The organism is Deinococcus aerophilus (genome assembly GCF_014647075.1).
Classification (GTDB): domain Bacteria; phylum Deinococcota; class Deinococci; order Deinococcales; family Deinococcaceae; genus Deinococcus; species Deinococcus aerophilus.
In genome coordinates this window covers 1-20246 of record NZ_BMOM01000028.1, presented here as the reverse complement: position 1 = coordinate 20246, position 20246 = coordinate 1, and the positions used below count along the sequence as shown (strand labels likewise).

The following is a 20246-nucleotide window of genomic DNA, read 5'->3' as shown; positions in this document are numbered from 1 at the left end:
TCCTTGACGGGGGGGAGGGGGCGGCGCCGGGATGCCGGAAGCGGTGGCTCAGCGGCGGGTGCCCACCAAGAAGATGTTGGGCCACGGACGGTAGCTGCTCTTGAGGGTGTCCTGCTTGAAGACCTTGCCGCCGCGCACGAACTTGCGCGTGACCTCGATCACCGCGCCGGGAGCGGCCCAGTCCACCTGCTTGCGCTGACCGGCGGGCAGGCTGGCGTCCGGAATCACGCGGTCGGCGGGCGAAGGTGTGGAGCTGAGGGTTCTGGGCTCCCCGATTTGCACCGTGAAGTCCCGCGCCCGGCCAAACACATGGACGCTCAGGCGGGATTCCTCGTCGTTCCACTCGGTCTGGAACCACAGCCCGGAGCCGCTGTCGTTGGTGAACTTCAGGTCCAGGCTGGGCTGGTAGATGGTCGCGTCCATGCCCTGCGGATCGTAGTAGTGCACCTGATACGAGTGGTTCTGGCGCTCGGCCACCGGCAGACCCGCTGCGTACAGCGTGCGGAACACCGTGGTGCTGACCTGACAGATGCCGCCGCCCACGCCGCTTGCCGTTCGGTCCCCGGCGATCACCAGACCGGTCACAAACCCGTTTTCCCGGGTCACCGGCCCGACGAAGCTGTTGAAGGAGAAGACCCCGCCCTCGAACAGCCGGTCCTTGAAGCGGGCGGCCCCCACGTGAATATTCTTGATCCGCGCGGCGCTGCTGCCGTAGTAATTGGTCTCGCCGGTTCCCAGGTGGGCGGTGATGCCCCGGCTCAGAAAGTAGTCCAGGGTGCGCTGCGGCGGCGTCTGTCCGCGCACCACCACCTGCGCCTGTACGCCCCGTGGGTCCTGCACGGCGGCGAGCACATTGGCGCGGGTGGCGTCCAGATCAATCTGCAGGGCGTTGCGCTGCACGACCCCCCAGCCGTCCCACAGTTCCTCGAAGCGGGCGTTCTGCGCCGGGCTGCTCAGGCCGGCCACGAAGGCCTGGAGGTCCTGTTCCAGGCTCTGGGTAACCACGCCGCGCTCACGGATCTGGACCATGCGCGAACCGGGAATGGTGAGCGTGCGGGTCAGCGGCACGGTGGTCTTTTTGCCGCCGATCAGCGCGGGCCACTGGGCCTGCACGGTGATCAGCAGCGGCGCGTTGGAGACACGGGGAGCTGCCGCCGGCGCGGAAGGGGCTGGGGTGGACGTTGCCGGTGCGGGGGCAGGGGTGGGCTCCGGCTCCGGCACGGGGGGGACCGCCGGCTGGTCGGTCAGGGGCAGCGCCGGAATGACCGGCGTCTGTGTGAGGGGTGGAGCCACGGTCTGGGCCAAGGCACCGGTCAACAGCAGCGCTCCCAGACTCAGGGACCAGCGGAGTTTTGAACTCATGCCCGCCAGTATTTCATGCGCTGGGCCGCCCACCGTGAAGCGTGAACGTCCCCGCCTGCGGTCCTCATGGCCCAGATCCGTCAGCGCGGCGTGGTTACCCGACCTGCAACTCCGCGTGCCCGGACAGTTGACGCACAATTTCTTCTACCGCCAGGACGGCGTGGTGGCGACCGTTCTCGATGAACACCGTGTTCGTCCTGCCGGCAAAGCCCGCGCTGCCCGCCACGAACAGCCCCGGCACGCTGCTCTGGTAATGCTCATCCAGCACCAGGCAGTCGTCGGCCTGCTGCGCCAGCCCCAGGCCAGACAGGAACGACAGGTCCGGGCGGTACCCGGTGAGCGCGAAGGTGAAGTGGGTGGGCAGATCAAAGGTGGTGCCGTCCTCGCGCTGCACGGCCACCTGTTCGGGGTGAATCTCCACCACCCGCGCGTTGAAGTGGGCGGCGATGCTGCCCTCCTTGATGCGGTTTTCCAGATCGGGCCGGACCCAGTACTTGATGGTGCTCTTGAGTTCCGGCGCGCGGACCACCATGGTCACGTTCGCGCCGCCGCGCCACAGGTCCAGCGCGGCGTCTGCCGCCGAGTTGCCCGCACCGATCACGGTGACGTTCAGGCCCATGAAGGGGTGGGCCTCGGTGTAGTAGTGGCTGACATTCTCGCTGTCCTCGCCGGGAATGCCCAGGTGCAGGGGGTTGTCGTAGTAGCCGGTGGCGACCACCACCCGCCGGGCCTCCACCACATCGGGGGTACCGTCGCGGCGCTCGACCTCCAGCGTGAAGCCCGCCGGGGCCGCGTGGACCGCTGTCACGGCGGTGTACTGCTCCACGTTCAGCGCCTCACGTTGCGTGACGAGCCGGTAGTACATCAGCGCGTCGCGGCGGTCGGGCTTGTCGTGGCCCGTGACCATCGGGTGATTGCCGATTTCCAGTTCGGGGGCAGTGGTGAAGAACGACATGTAGGTGGGGTACTCGAAGATGGCGTTCACCACACAGCCCTTTTCCAGCACCACGTAGCTCAGGCCGGCGCGTTTGCAGGCGATGGCGGCGGCCAGACCCACCGGGCCGGCGCCGACGATGGCGACATCGAACAGTTCGTTTGCGGGCAGGGCACTCATGCGGCCATTGTGTCAGTCGGGGGCGGTCCAGACCGTGAGTTATGCAGAAGGGCGGGGGCCGCGCCGGGGAGGGTCCGGCCTACAGCGTCGCTGCCGAGAGGTTGCGGTGGGTGGGGGTCAGGAATACGGTGCCCGCGCCGCTGATCATGAACACCAGCCCCTCGCCGCTGCGCATGGCGTTGCGCATGCCGCGCACCAGCGGGCGCAGTTCCACCTTCAGAGACGCGCTGTACATCAGCATCAGGTCGCCGTCCACGATCAGGCTGTCCTTGCCGCCCAGCTCGATGACCTCCACCTCCGAGACCGGCACCGGGGACTCGACCACGAACAGGCCCCGGCCCGAGAGCTTGGGCTGGCGCAGGCCGTTGCCCGACAGCGCCCCGGCGATGGAGGTGTGGGTGTGGGTGCCCAGCGTCATGGTGTCCTGGGCCATGTAGAAGGCCTTGTCGTCCAGAATCATCTCGTCGCCGGGCGCGCCGCTCGCCTCCGCGATGATGAAGTGCTTGCGGGTCGGCTCGGTCCAGACCCGGCCCTGTCCGGTAAAGCGCGTGGCAAAGGCGCTTTCCCCGGTGCCCGCCGTGGCGATGGCGCGGCTGAGAAAGCCGCCCTTGGCCTGCTGCTCCACATTGGCCGAAATGGTGCCGTGGCTGTACTGAAAGGCCCCCGGCTCCAGCAGCACGCCCGAGCCGTGCAGTTCAGCCTCCACGGTAAAGCGTCCGTCCATCACGCGCGTCTCGGCAAGGTCGCCGTCGGTGCCCACCGAGTACCGCGTGACATGGGTCAGCGCGTGAATGCGGAAGGTCACTCCGTCGCCCCGTTGCTCCTGAACAAGTTGCATGTGGGTCATGATCCGCAGTGTAGGGGGAGTACTCTGGAAACGTGAAATGGTTCCGGTGGTGCTCCGCTTCTGCTCGGGCGGCGGTGACGCTCTTTTCGGGCCGCATGAACGCGATGGGTCGGCCCGGGAGATTCCGTTCCTCGGCGTGCTGGACCGCGCTGGCCCTGTGCCTGAGCGGGCCGGCGCTGGCGGGGAGCGGCGGACCACCTGTGGCGCTCACGCCGGACCGTGTTCTGCGGGGTTTGCCGGGCGTAACGGTCACGGAAGCCCCGGTGTCCGGCAGGAACCACAGTTTCGCCGTGTACAGGCGTGTGGGAACATCACCGGTGCGTGTGCTGATCACGCCGGGAGCCGCCGGGAACAGTTCGACCATCAACACCGTGCTGGTCTATGTGGAGGCGCCCTCGGCCACCGCGTTCCAGCGGCAGGCCCTCGTGGAGGTGGCCCGCGGCTTTTTCCAGGCCTGTGCGCCGCAGATGGCGGTGCAGGCCGCGCCCCTCTGGACGGAGCTGACCCGGACCAGCTGGGCCGCTGCCCGGGGCTGGCAAAACCGCGTGCTCGGAAGCGTGCGCGTGGGCTGGAGCGGACCCGAGGGGCTGACGGTCGCGGGCACGGAGGCCAGCGGGCTGAGTGTGGAGTGGCCCGGCGATTCCGGTCGCTGCGTGTTCTGAGGGTCTGCGTTCCCCCGAAAGTGACGCCTGCCGACCCTTAAACTCAGGGCATGACATCCACCCCTTCTTCCCAGACCCGCCAGGAATCCGACACCATGGGCACGCTGGAGGTCGCCGCCGACCGGTACTGGGGCGCGCAGACCGAGCGCTCGATCCACAACTTCCCGATTGGCCGCGACACCTTCGTGTGGGGCCGCCCGGTGATCCGCGCGCTGGGCATCCTGAAGAAGGGGGCGGCGCAGGCAAACGCTGAGCTGGGTGAGTTGCCGCAGGACGTGGCCGACCTGATCGTGCGGGCCGCCGACGAGGTCATTGCCGGGAAACTGGACGACCACTTTCCGCTGGTGGTGTTTCAGACCGGCAGCGGCACCCAGAGCAACATGAACGCCAACGAGGTCATCAGCAACCGCGCCATTGAACTCGCGGGCGGAACGATGGGCAGCAAGGCGCCGGTCCACCCCAACGACCACGTCAACCGGGGCCAGAGCAGCAACGATACCTTCCCGACCGCTATGCACATCGCCGTGGTGCTGGAACTGAGCGAGCGGCTGTACGGCAGCGTGGGCAAGCTGCGCGACACCCTGGACGCCAAGGCAAGGGAGCATGCCGGGCTCGTGAAGGTGGGCCGCACCCACCTGCAGGACGCCACCCCCATCACGCTGGGGCAGGAGATCGGCGGCTGGGTCGCGCAGCTGGACTACGCGCTCTCGGAAGTGCGCCACGCCGGAGAAGGGCTGCTGGACCTCGCCATCGGCGGCACGGCGGTCGGCACCGGCCTGAACGCGCACCCGCAATTCGGTGATCTGGCGGCAAAGAAGTACGAGGCCGAAACGGGCTTCGCCTTCCGCTCTGCCGAGAACAAGTTCGCTGCCCTGAGCGCCCACGACGCCCTGGTGCAGACATCGGCGGCGCTGCGGACCCTGGCGGGCGCACTGATGAAGATGGCGAACGACGTGCGCTGGCTGGCGAGCGGGCCGCGCAACGGCATCGGCGAGATCGTGATTCCCGAGAATGAACCCGGCAGCTCGATCATGCCCGGCAAGGTAAACCCCACCCAGTCCGAGGCGCTGACCATGGTTGCCACCCGCGTGTTCGGCAACGACGCCACCGTCGCCTTTGCCGGTTCGCAGGGCAACTTCCAGCTCAACGTGTTCAAGCCGGTGATGGTCCACGCCGTGCTGGAGAGCATCCGCCTGATCTCGGACGCCTGCCTCGCCTTCAACGACAACTGCGCGGTGGGCATTGAGCCGAACCGCGAGAAGATCGGGCACAACCTCGACATCAACCTGATGCAGGTCACGGCCCTGAACAAGCACATCGGCTACGACAAGGCCGCCGCCATTGCCAAGAAAGCCCACAAGGACGGCAGCAGCCTGAAGGCGGCGGCGCTGGCGCTGGGCCACGTGACCGACGAGGAATTCGACCGCTGGGTGGTGCCGCTGGAGATGACCCACAGCTGAGCAAAAAGCAGTAAACGTCGGCCCCGGCCCCTGCATTCCCTGTGCAGGGCCGGGGCCGATGCTCAGACGGTCAGGGGAGGTCGGGACGGGGCCGCGCAGAAAGGCCGGTCAGGAAGTCGCCCAGCACGGCATGGAACGCTGTGGGCTGTTCCCGCTGGTGCCGCCGGGCCGCTCCGCTGGCCATGGGGATGGTCCGCTCACGGCAGCATCACCCGGGGCTCGGGACCACGTTCCCGGGCCAAGCGCTGAACCTCACGCAGGGTGGTCTCGGCATCGCTCTGAATGCCGTGTTTGCGGAAGCTCGTGACCAGGCTCTGGGCGTCGCGGCGCAGCAGCTGGGTAAAATGGGGGTTCTGGCGGGTGGTCAGCTGCGGAAAATCGATGATGATCACGGTGTTCTCCCACCACAGCAGGTTGTAGGTGCTGTAGTCGCCGTGCGCGTAGCCCAGTCGCAGCAGGTCGGCCATGCCCCGCACGGACTGGTGCCAGGCGCTCCTGGCTTCTTCGGGCGTCAGCCGGACGTCGCTCAGGCGCGGCGCGGGCTGGTCCTCGCTGCCGATCAGGCGCATCAGAACGGCGGGTGTGGTCGCCTCGTAGTCGAAGGGGCTAGGGCCAACCAGCGGTTCGGGCACGCTCAGGCCCGCCTGCCACAGCGTCCACAGGTGCGCGTACTCGGCGCTGACCCACATGCCCTGCAGCATCTCCAGCCCCCGTCGGCTGCGGCCCTGCATGGCGCGCTCGGCGCGGACATCGCCGATCCACTGGCCCTCGCGGTAGATGGCGTCGTTCTTGAAGCTGCGCGCCTCCAGCTCGCGGTACAGCTTGACGAGCACGCTGCCGCGCGGGCCACGGGCCACATACGCGGTGGCCTCCTTGCCGCTCTTGAGTTCGGCCACGATCCCGGTGATGTGGCCCCGGTCGATCAGGCGGCGGATGGTGTCGTCGGCGATCTGGTCCGGGTCCTCAGCAACCAGGTCTTCGAGCTTGCGGCGGCCCAGCAGCTTCTTTTTCTTGAATTTGCCCCGGCGCTCCGGGCTGGTGTCTGCGCCCTCCAGCTCGGCATCGAGCCAGCGGGCGTTCACGGGTGCCTCTGCAGGTCAGGCCAGGGGGAACAGTCCGGGGACAGAGGCGGCATGGTGACGTGGTTCAACAAAATCGCTCCGATTTGCAGGGAAAAGGCTGGGGTTGAACTTGGCCGTCGGGCGGTCCATCGTGTTGATCTGGGTCATAGGCGCACCTCCTTCTCGGTGATGCGGGTAGCGTACCAGAGGAGCGGGCCGGACGGCACGGCACTAGGCCATCGGGCTTAGTGAAGCCCGCCCGGGCTGCGCATCAGCGTGAACGGCCGCACGGTGCCCGGCACCACCCTGAGCAGCGGTGGTCAGGAGTATGTGCCGGTCAGTGCCCTGAAGGCCGCCGGATTCCGGGTCAGCACGGCCGGCGGCGTTCTGAGCATTGCCAACCCGGCGATGGCGGCCCCACAGGCGGGCCAGGAGCCCGTGGCCGGCGGGGCCAATCAGATCACGGTGCTGGAGGGCTGCCTTGGCCAGACCCTCTTCAACCGGGTGTGGCGCGTCAAGTTCAGCAACCTCCGCTTCACAGACGAGGACGGCGCGCAGTGGAAGATTGACTTGGAGATGCGCAACGCCACCAAGGACATGCTGGGCGGGGGCGACTCGGCGCAGGTGGCCGACAGTCTGCACCTGTCGTACCTGTATGCCGACGGCACGCCGCTGGCCTGGAACATCAGTGACACGCTGGCTGGGCAGAAATTCACCTACCAGCAGTTGCCCCCCGCCGGGGTCTGGCGCAGCACCCTGAGCGTGGCCGACGGCGGCCAGGCCAGCGCCGCGCACAAACCCACCAAACTGGTGTGGCTGGTTAAGCCCAGCGAAACCGGCGTGAAACTGCCCTGGGGCACCAGGGATCCCAGTTTCCGGATCGACCTGACGTGCAATAAATCGTAGGCGGGTGGGCCTGCTGCCCGGGCTTGTTGCGGCAGGCCGCCTCCTGACCAGCAGCGGCAATACAGGTGGGCGTGGAGGTGACGCAAAGAAAGACGGCCTCCACTGGACGGTGCCTGGCGCCGAAGCTGGCGAGATGTAGAAAGCGCTGAACTGGCCGCCCAGGTGGTGTGCGGCGTCCGGACCAACGATGATCAGATTGTTCAACAGAGCCGGTAACTGGTCGCAGTGAGGCCGATAGCCGCCGTCCCGAAGTCGCCTTTCGCCTTCAAAAAACCGCCCGAAACCGCAGTGACGGCCCTGTTGACGTCGCCTTGACGGTGATTTGACGGCCCTCCCTTCACACTCGCCTCACCCTTGATGGCGGCGGATGGTGTTCCCCCTCCCTCCGCCACCGTCCGGGGCAGAGGGGGTCCCTATGAACGCACCACTGGTCCGGCTCGGTCTTCCACTTCTGTCCCTGTCTTTGCTGCTGGCCGCTTGCGGCGGTGGCAACGTCGATCCACCGCTGGTGGGCACGCCCGTGACCAGCCTGGCCGACAGCGGTCCCGGTACCCTGCGCGAGTTGCTGTCCAGCGCCGGGGCGGGAGACACGCTGCGCCTGTCTTCTGGCTCGATTACCCTGAGCAGCCCGCTGACGGTCTCCAGGAATGTGACGGTTGATCTGGGCAGCGGCGTCATTGACGCAAATGGCAAGGGCCGCGCCCTGGAAATCCCGAGCGGCGTGACCGTCACCATCAAGGGCGGGATGCTGAAAGGCGGCATGGGAGCGCCCATCACCCTGGCCCGGGTTGGCCCGCAGGCGCTGAGCGTGGCGACCTACGGCGGCGTGCTGCTCAACGAGGGCACGCTGACGCTGGACGGCACCACCGTCACGGGTGGCACGGCCAACATGGGCGGCGGGATCGCCAACCTGAAAGGGGCAACGCTGAGCCTCAGGGGCGGCAGCAGCGTGACCGGCAACTCGGCGCAGGTTCTGGCTGAGAACAAGGAGGAAAGCAGCGGTGGGGGCGGGGGCATCTTCAACAAGGGCACATTGAAAGTGGAAGCAGGCAGCGTCAGCGCGAACACGGCCACCAACTCCGGAGGCGGCATCTACGGCGGGGTGGACAGCGTCACCACGGTCAGCGGGGGCAAGGTGGACGGCAATACCGTGACCGCCCCGGTGGTCCAGACCGGGACGAACACGACCGGCAGCGCGGGCGGGGGCATCTACAGCAACGGCGACGTGACCATCACGGGCGGCAGCGTCAGCGGGAACACGGCGTCCTATTTCGGCGGCGGGGTCACGGTGCAGTCCACCCTGGACGCGCAGGGCAACTTGGTCAGCCCGAGGATCACTCTCGGCGGGGGCACTATCGAGAACAACCGCGTCACTGACGACGCGGCGGGGGGCAGCGGTGGGGGCCTGTGGATCAACGGTAACTTCACGATGACGGGCGGAGCTGTGAGGGACAACGCGGCCCCTTACGGAGGCGGCATGGGCATATTCCGTGACGCCAGCATCACGGGCGGCACCATCGAGGGCAATACAGCGTCCAAGAATGGTGGCGGCCTGTTGCTGTTCACCCCCGCCAGTCGCACCACCAATTCCACCGTGACCTTCGGGGGCACCGCCACCGTCAGGAACAATACGGCGGGCGATAACAGTGGTGGCATCGCGGTGAGCCGCACCACCCTGAACATGACGGGCGGAACCGTCACTGGCAACACAGCTGTTAACAGTGGGGGCGGCCTCGCTCTTGGAGGCGACACGAACAGCACCATTGGGGGCGGCGTGATCAGTGGCAACAAGGTCACCGGCAGCACCGACGGCGGCGGCGGCATTCGCGTGTTCAGGAGCGGCAAGCTCACGCTCTCGGGCGGCGTGATCAGCGCCAACAGTGCGTCCCGCACAGGCGGCGGTCTGGTGCTGGACGGTCAGGTCACTATGACCGGCGGCGAGATCAGCGGCAACACAGTCACTGGTAAAGGCGCGGGGGAAGGTGGGGGCGGCGGCATCCGCATGTATCCCAATGCTGTCTTCATAGCCAGCGGCGGCGGGATCAAGGACAACACCGCTCTGTACGGCGGCGGCGTCTTCGTGGGTGCAGCCAGTGCGACCAACGGCGATCCGGCCGCACAATTTACGCTGTCAGGGGCCACGGTCAGTGGCAACCAGGCCACCGACACCTATGGCGATGGGGGGGGCTTCTATAACGACGGCAAGCTGACGATCTCCAGCGGCAGCGTGACCGGGAATACGGCAAAGAATAAGGGTGGGGGCATTCGGAACACCAAAAGGGCCACCTACGCCCAGCCCGGCGGCAGCGTCACCGGCAACACGCCCGACAACGTGTATAGCGAGCCGTAAACCCATCCCCGGGGTGTCCGGCGGCCTTCAGAATTCAGGGAACGGGAGAAGCAGCATGTCAGCAGATCTCTGGTCAAGCGATTCCTCGCCCCTTCTGTCTGACGCGGCTGCTCGGGCAGCGCGGGCGGCAACCACCCTGGTCTTTTTTGTGGCCGGAGCCGGGTTCGCCCACTGGGTGATCCGCATTCCCACGCTCAAGGCCCAGCTGGGACTGAGCGAGCGTGATCTGGGATTTGCCCTGCTGGGTGTGGCCGCCGGGGCCATGACCCTCTTGCCGCTGACACCCTCCCTGCTCAAACGCTACGGCACCCGCACCCTGGTGGGCGGGGCCGTGGCCGCCTACGCCCTGTGCCTGGCCCTCCCGGCGTTGTCCTCGAGTCTGCTGGGTTTGTTCGCTGCGTTGCTGCTGCTGGGCGCGGCGACCGGAACCCTGGACGTGGCCATGAATGCCCAGGCCAGCCTAGTGGAGCAACGGCTGGCCCGCCCGGTGATGTCCTCGTTTCACGCGGCCTTCAGCGTGGGCGGCCTCAGCGGCACCGTGCTGGGAGGGCTGATGGTTTCGTTCACGGCGGCCTGGGTCCATCTGCTCGCTGTGGCGCTGGCGACGGCGTGTCTGGGTGCCCTGGCACTGCCGCACCTCCTGACGACGGCCCCAGAGGAACTGCCGGTCACAGCGCCGCCGTCTCCCGGAAATCGGTGGCGTCTGCCCCGCACCCTGCTCCTGCTCGGCGTGCTGGGCTTCTGCGCCGTCTTTACTGAAGGCAGCGTCAATGACTGGAGCGCCGTGTATCTGCAGCAGTTGGCCCTGTCATCCGGGGGGCAGGTGGCGCTGGGCTTCGCGCTGTTTTCACTGGCCATGGCGTTTGGCCGTCTGGTGGGCGACGGTCTGTGCGACCGGCTGGGCGCGGCCCGGTTGTTGCGCCTGGGAGCGCTGCTGGCAACCGTGGGGTTTCTGATCTGTGTGCTGGCAGGGTCTCCGGTGGTCGGCGCACTCGGCTTTCTGCTGGTCGGCCTGGGCAACGCGGCTATGTTTCCCCTGATCGTGTCGGCGGCCGGGCGTCTTCCCAGCCTTCCGGCAGGCGCGGGGGTGGCCTTTGTCTCCGTCTTCGGCTACAGCGGCTTTCTGGTGGGGCCGCCCCTGATCGGGCTCACCGCCCACCACACCGGTTTGCGCTTCGGCTTTCTGCTGGCCGCTGCCATCACCTTGCTGGTCTGCGTCCTGGCCTCCACCCTCAGCGCCGTTCCCCAGCAACAACCGGAGGAAGTCTGATCGTCCATTGCCGGGAGGTGGGTGCTGCCGCTTGCGTGCCCCTGCGACATAAGGAGGAGTGTCTATGTTTGCACCGCAACTGGCCTTTCGTCTGGCTGCCGTCTGGCTGGCCCTCGCTGGCCTCACCCTGCTGTTCCCGGTGCTGGCCAATCAGATTTTTGCCCTCCACCTGACCAACTGGGGGCTGGCCTCTGAATACGGCGGCGTTCTTCTCGCGTTTGGCGCGCTGTTCTGGACCTGCTCCAACGACCCACAGCGTTACGCGCCCCTGACCGGCATCCTGGCCTTCGGGCTGTTGCTGAACGCGGTCATCAACGCCTACTGGTGGGCGGTGGGGCACTACGCCCTGCAAAGCGCCGTCGTGAACGTTGTTCTGAACACGGCCCTGGCCGCCCTGCTGTGGATGACGCGGCCCGCAATGGGCAAGGTCAGGCCTGGAGACCACCTGGCAAGCTGAGCGTTCACCTCGGCGGCGCAGGGGCCGGGAAGAGGAGGGCTTCCCGGCCTGTGGCCTGCCGTCCTACTTCAGCGTCTTGCTGATAAATGCGTTGGTGTAGTAGTCCGTCGCCCTGGCCCCGGCAGGCAGCTTACCCTGCTTGACGAGGGCAGCCACCGCCTTGGTCCAGGCGTCGGGGTTGCTCGCGCCGATGCCGTTTTTCTGCGTGTAGGCACTGGTGACCAGCGGGGTGCTCGCCTTCAGGATCTCCAGCGTCCCGGCGGTGCCGAATACCGGCTGGGCCAGCTTGAAGGCGCGGGCGGGGTCGGCCACCGTGAATTTCAGGCCACGCTGGGAGGCGCGCACCACCCGGGCGGCCAGGTCGCCGGTCAGCGATTTGCCGCTGGCAATCAGTCCCACGCCGACCATCGGATACGCGCCCGAGATGTCCAGGGTGTAGACCTTCTGGCCGGTGGATTTGCCCAGCAGCACCACGTCGTTGTTGACATAGCCCACGGCGGCGTCGACCCGTCCGGCGCGCACGGCGTCCTGCTGCGTGAAGCCGATGTTGGCGAGGGTCAGGTCCTTGCCCTCGGTCAGGTCCGCGCTGTCGAGCAGGGCCTGGATGGCGTGGTAACTGCTGCCGTAGGGACCGGGAATGCCCACCGTCTTGCCCTTCAGGCTGGCCACACCGTTCAGGGGCTTGAGGCTGAACACCGTGACCGGATTTTTCTGGTACATGGTCATGATGTACTTCACGTCTGCGCCCTGGTTGCGGGCGAAGATGGCGTCCTCCGGGTCACCCACCACGAAGTCGAGCTTGCCCTGCAGCAGCAGCGGCAGCAGCTGGTTCACGTACCCGTGCTGGTAGTTGACCTTGAGGCCCTCGGCGGCGAAGTAGCCCAGCTTGTCGGCCACATAGAACGGCGTGAACTGCACGTCGGGGTTGTAGCCCAGGCCGATGTTCACCGTGCGGGTGGGCGCCTTTGGGGCGGCCTGCGCCGAGGCCTGAAGACCGGTCCCGAGCAGCAGGGTCAGGGAGAGCAGGGCAAGTCGCGTCATGAACCGAGTATAGAAGCGGGGGATGACGGGTCTGTGACGGGGGGCGGGCCGGAAAGGGCCTTCGCCCATTTTTCACGCCGCCGCTCCGGCCTTGCCCGTGGATGCTACACTCGGGGGTGCGCCCGCGCTCGGCACCCATGACAGGTGTGCCACTGGCCGAAGCCGCCAGCATCTTGAGAGCCAATATGCTTGAACGTTCCTGACCAGCAGTGCAGGGAAACAAAGGAGAATGACCATGACCGACCACAACGAGCCGCGCCAGGGCGAACACGCCCCCCAGGAGCAGGACATGCACGAGCAGACCCCCGCCGAGGTGCGTGAGATTCTGCCCGAACTGGCCGGAGAGGCCGACGAGGACAGCGTGCTGGACGCCCAGGAAGCCGCCGCCGAGGGCCAGGAAGACGGCAGCGAGGACGCCGCGCAGATGCAGGGCGAGGACACCGAGGAAGGCGAGGACGGCGAAGACGAGTACATCGACGCCGACGACCTGCTGGCCCTGCTGGGTGAGATGAAGGAAATGCTCGAGGCCCAGGGCAAGGAACTGCGTGGCCTGCGCCGTGAAATGCGCGAAATGCGTGAAGCCCAGGGTCAGGGCGGCTTCCGCGCGGGTCAGGGCGCCGAGCGCAGCGGCGGTCCCCAGGGCCGTGACGACCGTGGCGGCGACCGCCAGGGTGGCGGCTTCCGCCCCCGCGAGGACCGCGGCCAGGGCGGCTACCAGGGCCGCAATGACCGTGGCGGCGACCGCCAGGGCGGCGGCTTCCGCGGCAACGACCGTGGCGGCTACCAGGGCCGTGACGACCGTGGCGGCGACCGTCAGGGTGGCCAGGGTGGCGGCTTCCGTCCCCGCGAGGACCGCGGCCAGGGCGGGTACCAGGGCGGCGGCTTCCGCGGCAACGACCGTGGCGGCTACCAGGGCCGTGACGACCGTGGCGGCGACCGTCAGGGTGGCCAGGGCGGCGGCTTCCGTCCCCGCGAGGATCGCCCGACCTTCCGCCCGCGCGACGACCGTCCCCGTGACGACCGCAGCGGCGGCAGCGACTTCCGCCCGCGTGACGCTGCTCCCCGCGAGGGGGGCGAGCAGGGCGGCGAGGGCGGCTTCCGTCCCCGCGCCCGCGCCGACCGTGGCTGGGGCAACAACCGCCGCGACGAGGAATAAACAGCGATTGACCGCTCCGTAAAGGTGCGGCAACCGTAAGCGAGGGACCGGGCGATGAAGTCCGGTCCTTCTGTTTTGGTCTGTAGACTCGCCGGGTGAGGCCTTTTCCTTGAATCCGGCCGTGTCCGGCCTGCTGTCGGCGCTGACGTACGGCGTCGGCGATTTTCTGTCGGGCGTGGCGAGCCGCCGGGACTCACCGCTGCGGGTGGTGGCGCTGACCCACCCGCTCAGCGCCGCCGTGATGCTGCTGCTCGCGGTGGGGCTGGGGCAGCCGTTGCCGTCCGCGGGCGACCTGTGGTGGGGAGCTGGGGCGGGTGCGGTCGGTCTGGCCGCCGTGCTCGCCTTCTACCGCGCCCTGGCCCTGGGACCGATGGGAGCAGTGTCGGTGGGCACGGGGGCACTTTCGGCGCTGGTGCCGGTCCTCTTTGGCGTGCTGGGGGGCGAGGTTCTGGGCTGGGGTGGCTGGCTGGGCGCGCTGGGGGTGCTGCTGGGCACCGGCCTGCTCGCGTACTCGCCCAGCGAACGGGGCACCGGGGGGGTGCCGCTGGGCCTGCTCGCGGGGCTGGGTTTCGGCTTCTTCTTCGCCCTGCTGGGTCAGGCCACCTCGCCCGGTGTGCTGTGGGTGCTCGGCGCAGCCCGCCTGAGCAGTTCCCTGATCGCCGTGCCGCTGGCCGCGCGTCTGGTCGGGTTGCGTCCGCGCGGCCCGGCGCTGATCCTCGCCTCCGCGCCGGGAGATACGCTGGGCAACCTGTTCTACCTGCTGGCGGTGCAGGGGGGTGGGCTGGCGGTGGGGGCCCTGCTCTCCAGCCTGTACCCCGCTTTCACCACCCTGCTCGCGGTCACCGTGCTGCGCGAGGGACTGCGGGGGACGCAGTGGCTGGGTGTGGTGTTCGCGCTGAGCGGCGCGGCGCTGATCGCCGGCCGGTAGCGGGCGCTCAGAACGTCAGGGCAGCACAAAACCCCGGCAGAACGCCGGGGCCGCGTGCGGGGACCCGCAGGTCCGCGTGGGGTTACATCATCTTGACGGCGGTGCAGGTTACGCCGGCGTCGGCGGGCGTGCCGTCGGGGCCGGTGGCGGTGTGAACGTTGAAGTAGGTGGCGTTCATGACGTCTGCCTTGGCCACGCTGCCCGAGAGCATCAGCATGCCGCTGGCGTCTGTCTGGCCCACGAGCTTGCTTGCCATGATCGGGGCGCCGCCACTGTCGCAGGGGTTGGTGCTCTGGGTGCCCTGCAGGTGGTAGTGCGCCACGTAGTAGGTGTTGGGGGCCAGGCCCATGATCTTGGCGGTGGTCATCACCATGCTGCCGTCCATCTTGGGCATCACGGTGCCGCTGGAGTTCAGCGCCATGCCCGCGGGCTGCTTGGAGAGCGTGTAGGTCATGCCGGGCGACATCATGGTGCAGGCGCTGAGGGCGAGGGCCAGGGCGGGCAGGGTCAGGATCTTGTTCATGGGAAACCTCCGTCAAATCTGGATTGTCTTTCGGTCACAGTCTGAGCACCGCCAGCCGCCGTGAGTGTCTTCTCTGCTTCTTTGTGATGTTCCTCTTAACGGGAATCCCGACGCAGGCGGGCCAGCTATACTGGGTCCACTCTTTTCCCCGTTTCTCCTCCCGCGAGGTTGCCCATGACGACCGGTACTGCAGCGCCCGTTTCTGAAGTGTTCCGTGCGGGGCCGCCTGCCCCGAGGGAGGCCTCGGCCCAGGAGATCCAGACCGTGTTCGGCGCTCAGCGGGCGTGGCGCTGGCAGGCCGCCCAGACCACTGCCCCCGAGCGGCAGGCCATCCTGCGGCGGCTGCACGACGCCATCCGGGCGCAGCGGGCACGGCTGGCCGACGCCCTGGCCCGCGACCTGGGCAAGAGCCGCGCCGAGGCCGAGGTCAGCGAGATCCATGCGGTGCTGGAGGAGACGCAGTTCATCCTCCGCCGCCTGGGGCGCTGGATGGCCCCGCGCCGCGTGGGCACGCCGCTGATGTTGCCGGGCACCCGCAGCGAGGTGCGCTTTCAGGCGCGCGGAGTCACGCTGATCCTGAGCCCCTGGAATTACCCGGTCAATCTGGCCCTGGCGCCGCTGGTCGCCAGTCTGGCGGCGGGCAACACGGTGGTCCTCAAGCCCAGTGAGAAGGCTCCCCACACGGCCCGCGCCCTGCGTGAGCTGCTGGAAAGCGTCTTTGAGCCGAAGCTGGTGGCGGTACTGGAGGGTGGTCCCGGGGTGGCGCGGGCCCTGACCGACCTGCCCTTTGACCACATCTTCTTTACCGGCAGCGGCGCGGTGGGCCGCCGGGTGATGGCCGCCGCCGCCCCGAACCTGACCAGCGTGACGCTGGAACTGGGCGGCAAGAGCCCGGCCCTGATCCACGACAGCGCGAACCTCAGGGACGCCGCCGAGCGCATCGCCTGGGGCAAGCTGCTCAACGCCGGGCAGACCTGTGTGGCCCCGGATTACGTACTGCTGCCCGAGCGCATGTGCGCCGCCTTCCTGCTGGAAATCGACGCCGTGATCGCCCGGCGCTACGGAGACCACGCGTGGCTGCGCGCCGGACCGGACTACGGCCGGCTGGTGGACGGCGAGAGCGTGCGGCGGCTTAGGCAGCTGACCGCCGACAGCGTGGCCCAGGGAGCGCGGGTGGTGCGCGGCGGCGACTTCGACCCGCAGGCGCGCTTTATCTCGCCCACGGTGGTTGCCGACGTGACGCCGGAGATGCCGCTGATGCAGGAGGAACTGTTTGGCCCGGTGCTGCCGGTGCTGACCTACCGCGATTTTGGCGGGGCGCTGGACCTGATCCGGCGGCAGGATTCGCCGCTCGCGCTATACCTGTTTACCGGCGAGCCGGCGGTGACCGGGCGGGTGGTCCGCGAAACCACCAGCGGCGGCATGGTCGTGAACGGCACCGTTATTCATCTGATCAATCCGCACCTGCCCTTCGGGGGCGTGGGGCCCAGCGGTATGGGCAAATACCACGGCGAACACGGCTTCCGTACCTTCAGCCACGAGCGGGCCATTCTGCATGAGCCCAGCCCATCCCCGGTGCGCTTTCTGTACCCGCCGTATGGCCGCCCGCTGCCGCGCCTGACCGCCTGGGCCCTGCGGCAGCTTGAGCGCCAGGTCGGGCCCCGCGAGTAGGGGGTGTTGCCGGTGCTCTTCGACTTCACAGGGGCCATCACTGCCGGGGGCCGCTCCAGCCGCTTCGGGTCCGATAAGGCGCTGGCGGTGCTGCGGGGCCGCCCGCTGCTGCGCCATGTGGCCGACAGTCTGGGCGGCTGCTCCGTGCGCCTGATCGTCGCGCCGGCCGGGAAGTACGCCCTGGAGGGCTGGGAGACGGTACCCGACACCCGCCCCGGCGAGGGGCCGCTGGCCGGCCTGGAAGCGGCCCTGACGCACGCGCCGCCCGGCTGGCTGGCCTTCACGGGGGTGGACCTGCCCGGCCTGACCCCGGCATTCTGGGCCGCGCTGGCCGCGTCGCGCACCCCCCACAGCCGGGCCGTGCTGCCGCTGGACCCGGAGGGCCGCCCGCAGCCGCTCGCCGCGCTGTACCACCGTGACCTGCTGCCGCACATCCAGACGCTGCTGGATGCGGGCGAACGCCGGCTGCGTCTGGCCTGTCCGGCTGGACAGTCGGTTCATGTGGGAGGGCTGTCGGAGGCGCTGTGGAACGTGAACACCCCGGCCGAGCTGGCCCGCTACATCGATCCCGGTCCGTGAGGGCCGCTCACGCCGCGTCTTCCGGCCGGGTTCCCCCCAGAAAGAAGAACCCGGCCACGCCGCCCAGCACCCCCAGCGCTCCGCAGGCCAGGGCCACGTCCCCGAAGGCGTCCCCAAAGGCCACGCGGACGGCGCCCCGCGTCTGCGCTGATGCGCTGCCCGGCAGCTGCAGGTCGGTCAGGCGGCTGGCCTGCGCCACGGCGCTCTGCCGGAGCTGCGGGCTGGCTCCGGCGGCGTCCAGGCGGGTGCTCAGCGCCTCCCGGTAGCTGGAGACGAGCAGCAGGCCCAGCGCGGCGACCGCGAGCAGCCCGCCGGCGCGGGCCACGGCGTTGTTGACCCCGCTGGCAACACCGCTGAGATTGCGTCCGGCGCTGCCCATGACCGTGCTGGACAGCGGCGCGACCGTCATGGCCATGCCCAGCCCCAGCACCAGCGCGCCCGGCAGGAGGGCGGTCCAGTAGCTGCCCCCGCCCCAGTTCCGGCCGACCCCCAGCAGCGCAAACCCCACCCCGGCGAGGACAGGACCGGCGGTCAGGAAGGGACGCGGGCCATACCGGTCGGCCAGGGCGCCGAACACCCCCGACAGTCCGGCGAGCAGCAGCGACAGCGGCAGCAGCGCGGCCCCGGCGGCGGTGGCGCTGTAGCCCAGTGCGCCGATCAGGTACAGCGGCAGGTACAACCCCACGGCTCCCAGCGCGCCGTACAGCAGCAGGGTGAGCGCGTTGGTGCCGGCAAAGACCGGGTTGCGGAACAGCGAGAGCGGCAGCATGGGACGCCCGGTGCGGGCCTCGTGCCACAGAAAAAGAGCGAAGCCCGCCGCAGAGACCGCCAGCGAGGTCCAGGTCACGGTGTCCCAGCCGTGTTCGCCCGCGCGGGTGAAGGCGTAGGCCAGCCCGCCCAGCGCCGCCGTGACGCTCAGGGCGCCGGGCCAGTCGGGGCGGGCGCCGGGGGCGTGGGTTTCGGGCACACGGCGCAGCAGCCACAGCACGCCGGCGGCCAGCGGCAGGTTGATAAAAAAGACCCAGCGCCACGAGCCCGCGTCCACCAGCAGGCCGCCTGCCACCGGCCCCAGCAGGGTCATCACCGAACTCGCCGCACTCCACAGCCCCACGCCCCGGCCCCGCCGCCGGGGATCAAAGATGGCCCCGATCATGGCGAGGCTGCCCGGCACGAGCAGCGCGGCCCCCACCCCCTGCACCGCCCGCGCCGCGATCAGGACCGGCAGGCTGGGGGCCAGCCCGCAGGCCAGCGAGGCGAGCGCAAAGACGACCACGCCGAGGCCATAGACCCGGCGGCGGCCGTAAGCGTCGCCCAGCGCCCCGCCCGAGAGCGTGAGTGCGGCGAGCAGCAGCGCGTAGGCGTTGACCACCCACTGCACCCCCGCCGCCGTGGCACCCAGCTCGGCCTGCAGCGAGGCCAGCGCCACGTTGACCACCGTGCCGTCCAGAAAGGCCATGCTGGAGCCCACCACCGTCGCCGCCAGCGTCCAGCGTTCCTGGGGGCTCAGGGGGGTGGGCCGGGCGGCGGTATGGGGCATATCGGCTCCTGCGGGGGCGCGAAGGGGTAGGCCGTGGCGGAGCCGCACCGCGACTTCACCGGACCGGCCCCAGCACTTCACCGGCAATCTTCAGGGCGGCGTCCACCGTCTCGCGGACCAGCACCGGGTCGAGCGCCGTATCTCCGGGCTGGTGGTAGTGGGCGTCCAGGCCCCGGTGAAAGAACAGGGTGGGCACGCCCGCCTGCCGGAACGGCACCTGATCGCTGCTGCCGGGCGCACCCACGCTGGCCGGCACCCCGGCCCGCTGCGCCGCCGCGACCAGGGCGGCCTCGCCGCTGATGCTCAGGGGCATGACGTTCACGCCGACCATGTCCAGATTGAACATGGCCCGCAGCCCTGCGACCACCTCCGGGTGGTCCTGAACGAAGGCGCGTGATCCCCGCAGGCCGTCCTCCTCGCCGTCGAACAGCGTGAAATAACTGCGCGCCGAGAGCGGGGTGTTGGCCATCCGCCGCGCCAGCTCCAGCACGGCCAGGCTGCCCGAGAGGTTGTCGTTGGCTCCCGGCGCACCGGACACCGAATCCAGATGGGCGCCGAACAGCACCTCCGGCGGCGCGCCCCCGCCCTTGAAGGCGATCAGGTTGACGCCCTGCACCGTGCCCTCGCGCACGCGGACGTTCAGGGTCACGGGAGCGCCGTCGGGCAGGGCCGCGCCCACCTCCGGCGAGACGCCCAGCACCGGCAGGGCCAGCGGCTCGCCCAGGGTGCCGCGCAGCTCGCCGGCCACATGGTTCACGATGACCACGCCCAGCGCACCCGCGGCCTGGGCAGCGCGGGCCTTCTGGACAAAGGGAATCTCGCCGCGCGTGACCACCGCCACCCGGCCGCGCACGTCCACACGGGCAAAGTCCTCAGGCGTGCCGGCACCGGGCACGCGCACGGCGGTGGCAGTCACGGTCCCCCCGGCAGAGTCCTGCAGCGCCCGGCCCGCCCGCACCTGTCCGGCCACACTCACGTCCGAACCCAGGTCGTCAAAACGGGAGTAGCCAAAAGGCTGGCGGCGCGTCTGGTAGCCCAGCGCCCGGAACCGGGCTTCCAGATACCCGCGCGCCGCTTCGTTGGCCGGGCTGCCCGCCACCCGGGGGCCGAAACCCAGCACCGTCTGCAGGTCGTCCTCCAGCAGCGCTCCGGCGCTGGACGGCAGGGCCAGCAACGCCAGCAGCGCGGGCCGAATCAACAGTCGCATGGATCAGTAGACCACGGTACAAGAGGTGTGAAAGCTGACGGCCTGACACAAAGTATGAGAAAGCGTCCCCGGTAGGGGACACTTTCTGTTTGTGACAACCGAAAATGCCACCGGG

The 20246-nt window shown here is 69.0% G+C and carries 19 protein-coding genes; 10 read left to right on the top strand and 9 right to left on the bottom strand.

Going from position 1 to position 20246, the window contains the following annotated elements; genetic code table 11:
* Nucleotides 1-48: 48 nt before the first annotated feature.
* The 3 genes from IEY21_RS13615 to IEY21_RS13605 form a co-directional block, all read right to left on the bottom strand.
* The gene (locus tag IEY21_RS13615; protein ID WP_188904891.1) at nt 49-1362 is read right to left on the bottom strand and encodes a VanW family protein; all 1314 of its coding nucleotides are present in this window, start codon (nt 1360-1362) and stop codon (nt 49-51) included.
* A 94-nt stretch (nt 1363-1456) separates the two neighbouring features.
* On the bottom strand, nt 1457-2476 hold the full coding sequence (locus tag IEY21_RS13610; protein WP_188904890.1) for a YpdA family putative bacillithiol disulfide reductase: 1020 nt from the start codon (nt 2474-2476) through the stop codon (nt 1457-1459).
* 79 nt (nt 2477-2555) lie between these two features.
* Entirely contained in the window at nt 2556-3323 is a 768-nt protein-coding gene (locus IEY21_RS13605; protein ID WP_229753107.1) for an AIM24 family protein, read from the bottom strand.
* Nucleotides 3324-3640: 317 nt separating this feature from the next.
* Between IEY21_RS13605 and IEY21_RS13600 the strand changes: the two genes are divergently transcribed.
* Together IEY21_RS13600 and fumC are read left to right on the top strand one after the other, a co-directional pair.
* Nucleotides 3641-3985: a hypothetical protein gene (locus tag IEY21_RS13600; RefSeq protein ID WP_188904889.1), complete on the top strand. Its 345-nt coding sequence runs from the start codon at nt 3641-3643 to the stop codon at nt 3983-3985.
* 50 nt (nt 3986-4035) lie between these two features.
* On the top strand, nt 4036-5445 hold the full coding sequence (gene fumC, locus IEY21_RS13595; RefSeq protein ID WP_188904888.1) for a class II fumarate hydratase: 1410 nt from the start codon (nt 4036-4038) through the stop codon (nt 5443-5445).
* Nucleotides 5446-5642: 197 nt separating this feature from the next.
* Here the strand turns inward: fumC and IEY21_RS13590 are convergent, their stop codons facing one another.
* Nucleotides 5643-6527 (bottom strand): serine protein kinase RIO, encoded by an 885-nt coding sequence (locus IEY21_RS13590; protein ID WP_188904887.1) that lies wholly within the window; start codon nt 6525-6527, stop codon nt 5643-5645.
* A 15-nt stretch (nt 6528-6542) separates the two neighbouring features.
* Nucleotides 6543-6674, bottom strand: coding sequence for a hypothetical protein (locus tag IEY21_RS17035; RefSeq protein ID WP_268237809.1), 132 nt, complete (start codon nt 6672-6674; stop codon nt 6543-6545).
* A gap of 108 nt (nt 6675-6782) precedes the next feature.
* Between IEY21_RS17035 and IEY21_RS13585 the strand changes: the two genes are divergently transcribed.
* The 4 genes from IEY21_RS13585 (at nt 6783) to IEY21_RS13570 (ending at nt 11489) form a co-directional block, all read left to right on the top strand.
* The gene (locus tag IEY21_RS13585) at nt 6783-7412 is read left to right on the top strand and encodes a hypothetical protein (RefSeq protein ID WP_188904886.1); all 630 of its coding nucleotides are present in this window, start codon (nt 6783-6785) and stop codon (nt 7410-7412) included.
* Between the two features lie 415 nt (nt 7413-7827).
* Nucleotides 7828-9762, top strand: coding sequence for a beta strand repeat-containing protein (locus IEY21_RS13580; RefSeq protein ID WP_188904885.1), 1935 nt, complete (start codon nt 7828-7830; stop codon nt 9760-9762).
* A 55-nt stretch (nt 9763-9817) separates the two neighbouring features.
* On the top strand, nt 9818-11032 hold the full coding sequence (locus tag IEY21_RS13575; RefSeq protein WP_188904884.1) for an MFS transporter: 1215 nt from the start codon (nt 9818-9820) through the stop codon (nt 11030-11032).
* Between the two features lie 64 nt (nt 11033-11096).
* The gene (locus tag IEY21_RS13570; RefSeq protein WP_188904883.1) at nt 11097-11489 is read left to right on the top strand and encodes a hypothetical protein; all 393 of its coding nucleotides are present in this window, start codon (nt 11097-11099) and stop codon (nt 11487-11489) included.
* 63 nt (nt 11490-11552) lie between these two features.
* Here the strand turns inward: IEY21_RS13570 and IEY21_RS13565 are convergent, their stop codons facing one another.
* Complete coding sequence (locus IEY21_RS13565) at nt 11553-12530, bottom strand: ABC transporter substrate-binding protein (protein WP_188904882.1); 978 nt, start codon at nt 12528-12530, stop codon at nt 11553-11555.
* A 235-nt stretch (nt 12531-12765) separates the two neighbouring features.
* Here IEY21_RS13565 and IEY21_RS13560 point away from each other — a divergent pair, with 235 nt between their 5' ends.
* Both IEY21_RS13560 and IEY21_RS13555 read left to right on the top strand, forming a co-directional pair.
* Nucleotides 12766-13686 (top strand): hypothetical protein, encoded by a 921-nt coding sequence (locus IEY21_RS13560; RefSeq protein WP_229753106.1) that lies wholly within the window; start codon nt 12766-12768, stop codon nt 13684-13686.
* A gap of 121 nt (nt 13687-13807) precedes the next feature.
* A complete protein-coding gene (locus IEY21_RS13555) occupies nt 13808-14614 on the top strand; it encodes an EamA family transporter (RefSeq protein WP_229753105.1) in 807 nt (268 codons plus the stop codon).
* An 82-nt stretch (nt 14615-14696) separates the two neighbouring features.
* Here IEY21_RS13555 and IEY21_RS13550 read toward each other — a convergent pair whose 3' ends face one another.
* A complete protein-coding gene (locus IEY21_RS13550) occupies nt 14697-15137 on the bottom strand; it encodes a superoxide dismutase (RefSeq protein WP_188904881.1) in 441 nt (146 codons plus the stop codon).
* Between the two features lie 174 nt (nt 15138-15311).
* Here IEY21_RS13550 and IEY21_RS13545 point away from each other — a divergent pair, with 174 nt between their 5' ends.
* Together IEY21_RS13545 and mobA are read left to right on the top strand one after the other, a co-directional pair.
* Entirely contained in the window at nt 15312-16808 is a 1497-nt protein-coding gene (locus tag IEY21_RS13545) for an aldehyde dehydrogenase family protein (protein WP_188904880.1), read from the top strand.
* A 3-nt stretch (nt 16809-16811) separates the two neighbouring features.
* The gene (gene mobA / locus IEY21_RS13540; RefSeq protein WP_373290523.1) at nt 16812-17387 is read left to right on the top strand and encodes a molybdenum cofactor guanylyltransferase; all 576 of its coding nucleotides are present in this window, start codon (nt 16812-16814) and stop codon (nt 17385-17387) included.
* Nucleotides 17388-17394: 7 nt separating this feature from the next.
* On the opposite strand, the gene IEY21_RS13535 is transcribed toward mobA, so the two are convergent.
* The gene (locus tag IEY21_RS13535) at nt 17395-18924 is read right to left on the bottom strand and encodes an MFS transporter (protein ID WP_188904879.1); all 1530 of its coding nucleotides are present in this window, start codon (nt 18922-18924) and stop codon (nt 17395-17397) included.
* 55 nt (nt 18925-18979) lie between these two features.
* Entirely contained in the window at nt 18980-20131 is a 1152-nt protein-coding gene (locus IEY21_RS13530) for a M28 family metallopeptidase (RefSeq protein ID WP_188904878.1), read from the bottom strand.
* Between the last annotated feature and the right edge of the window lie 115 nt (nt 20132-20246).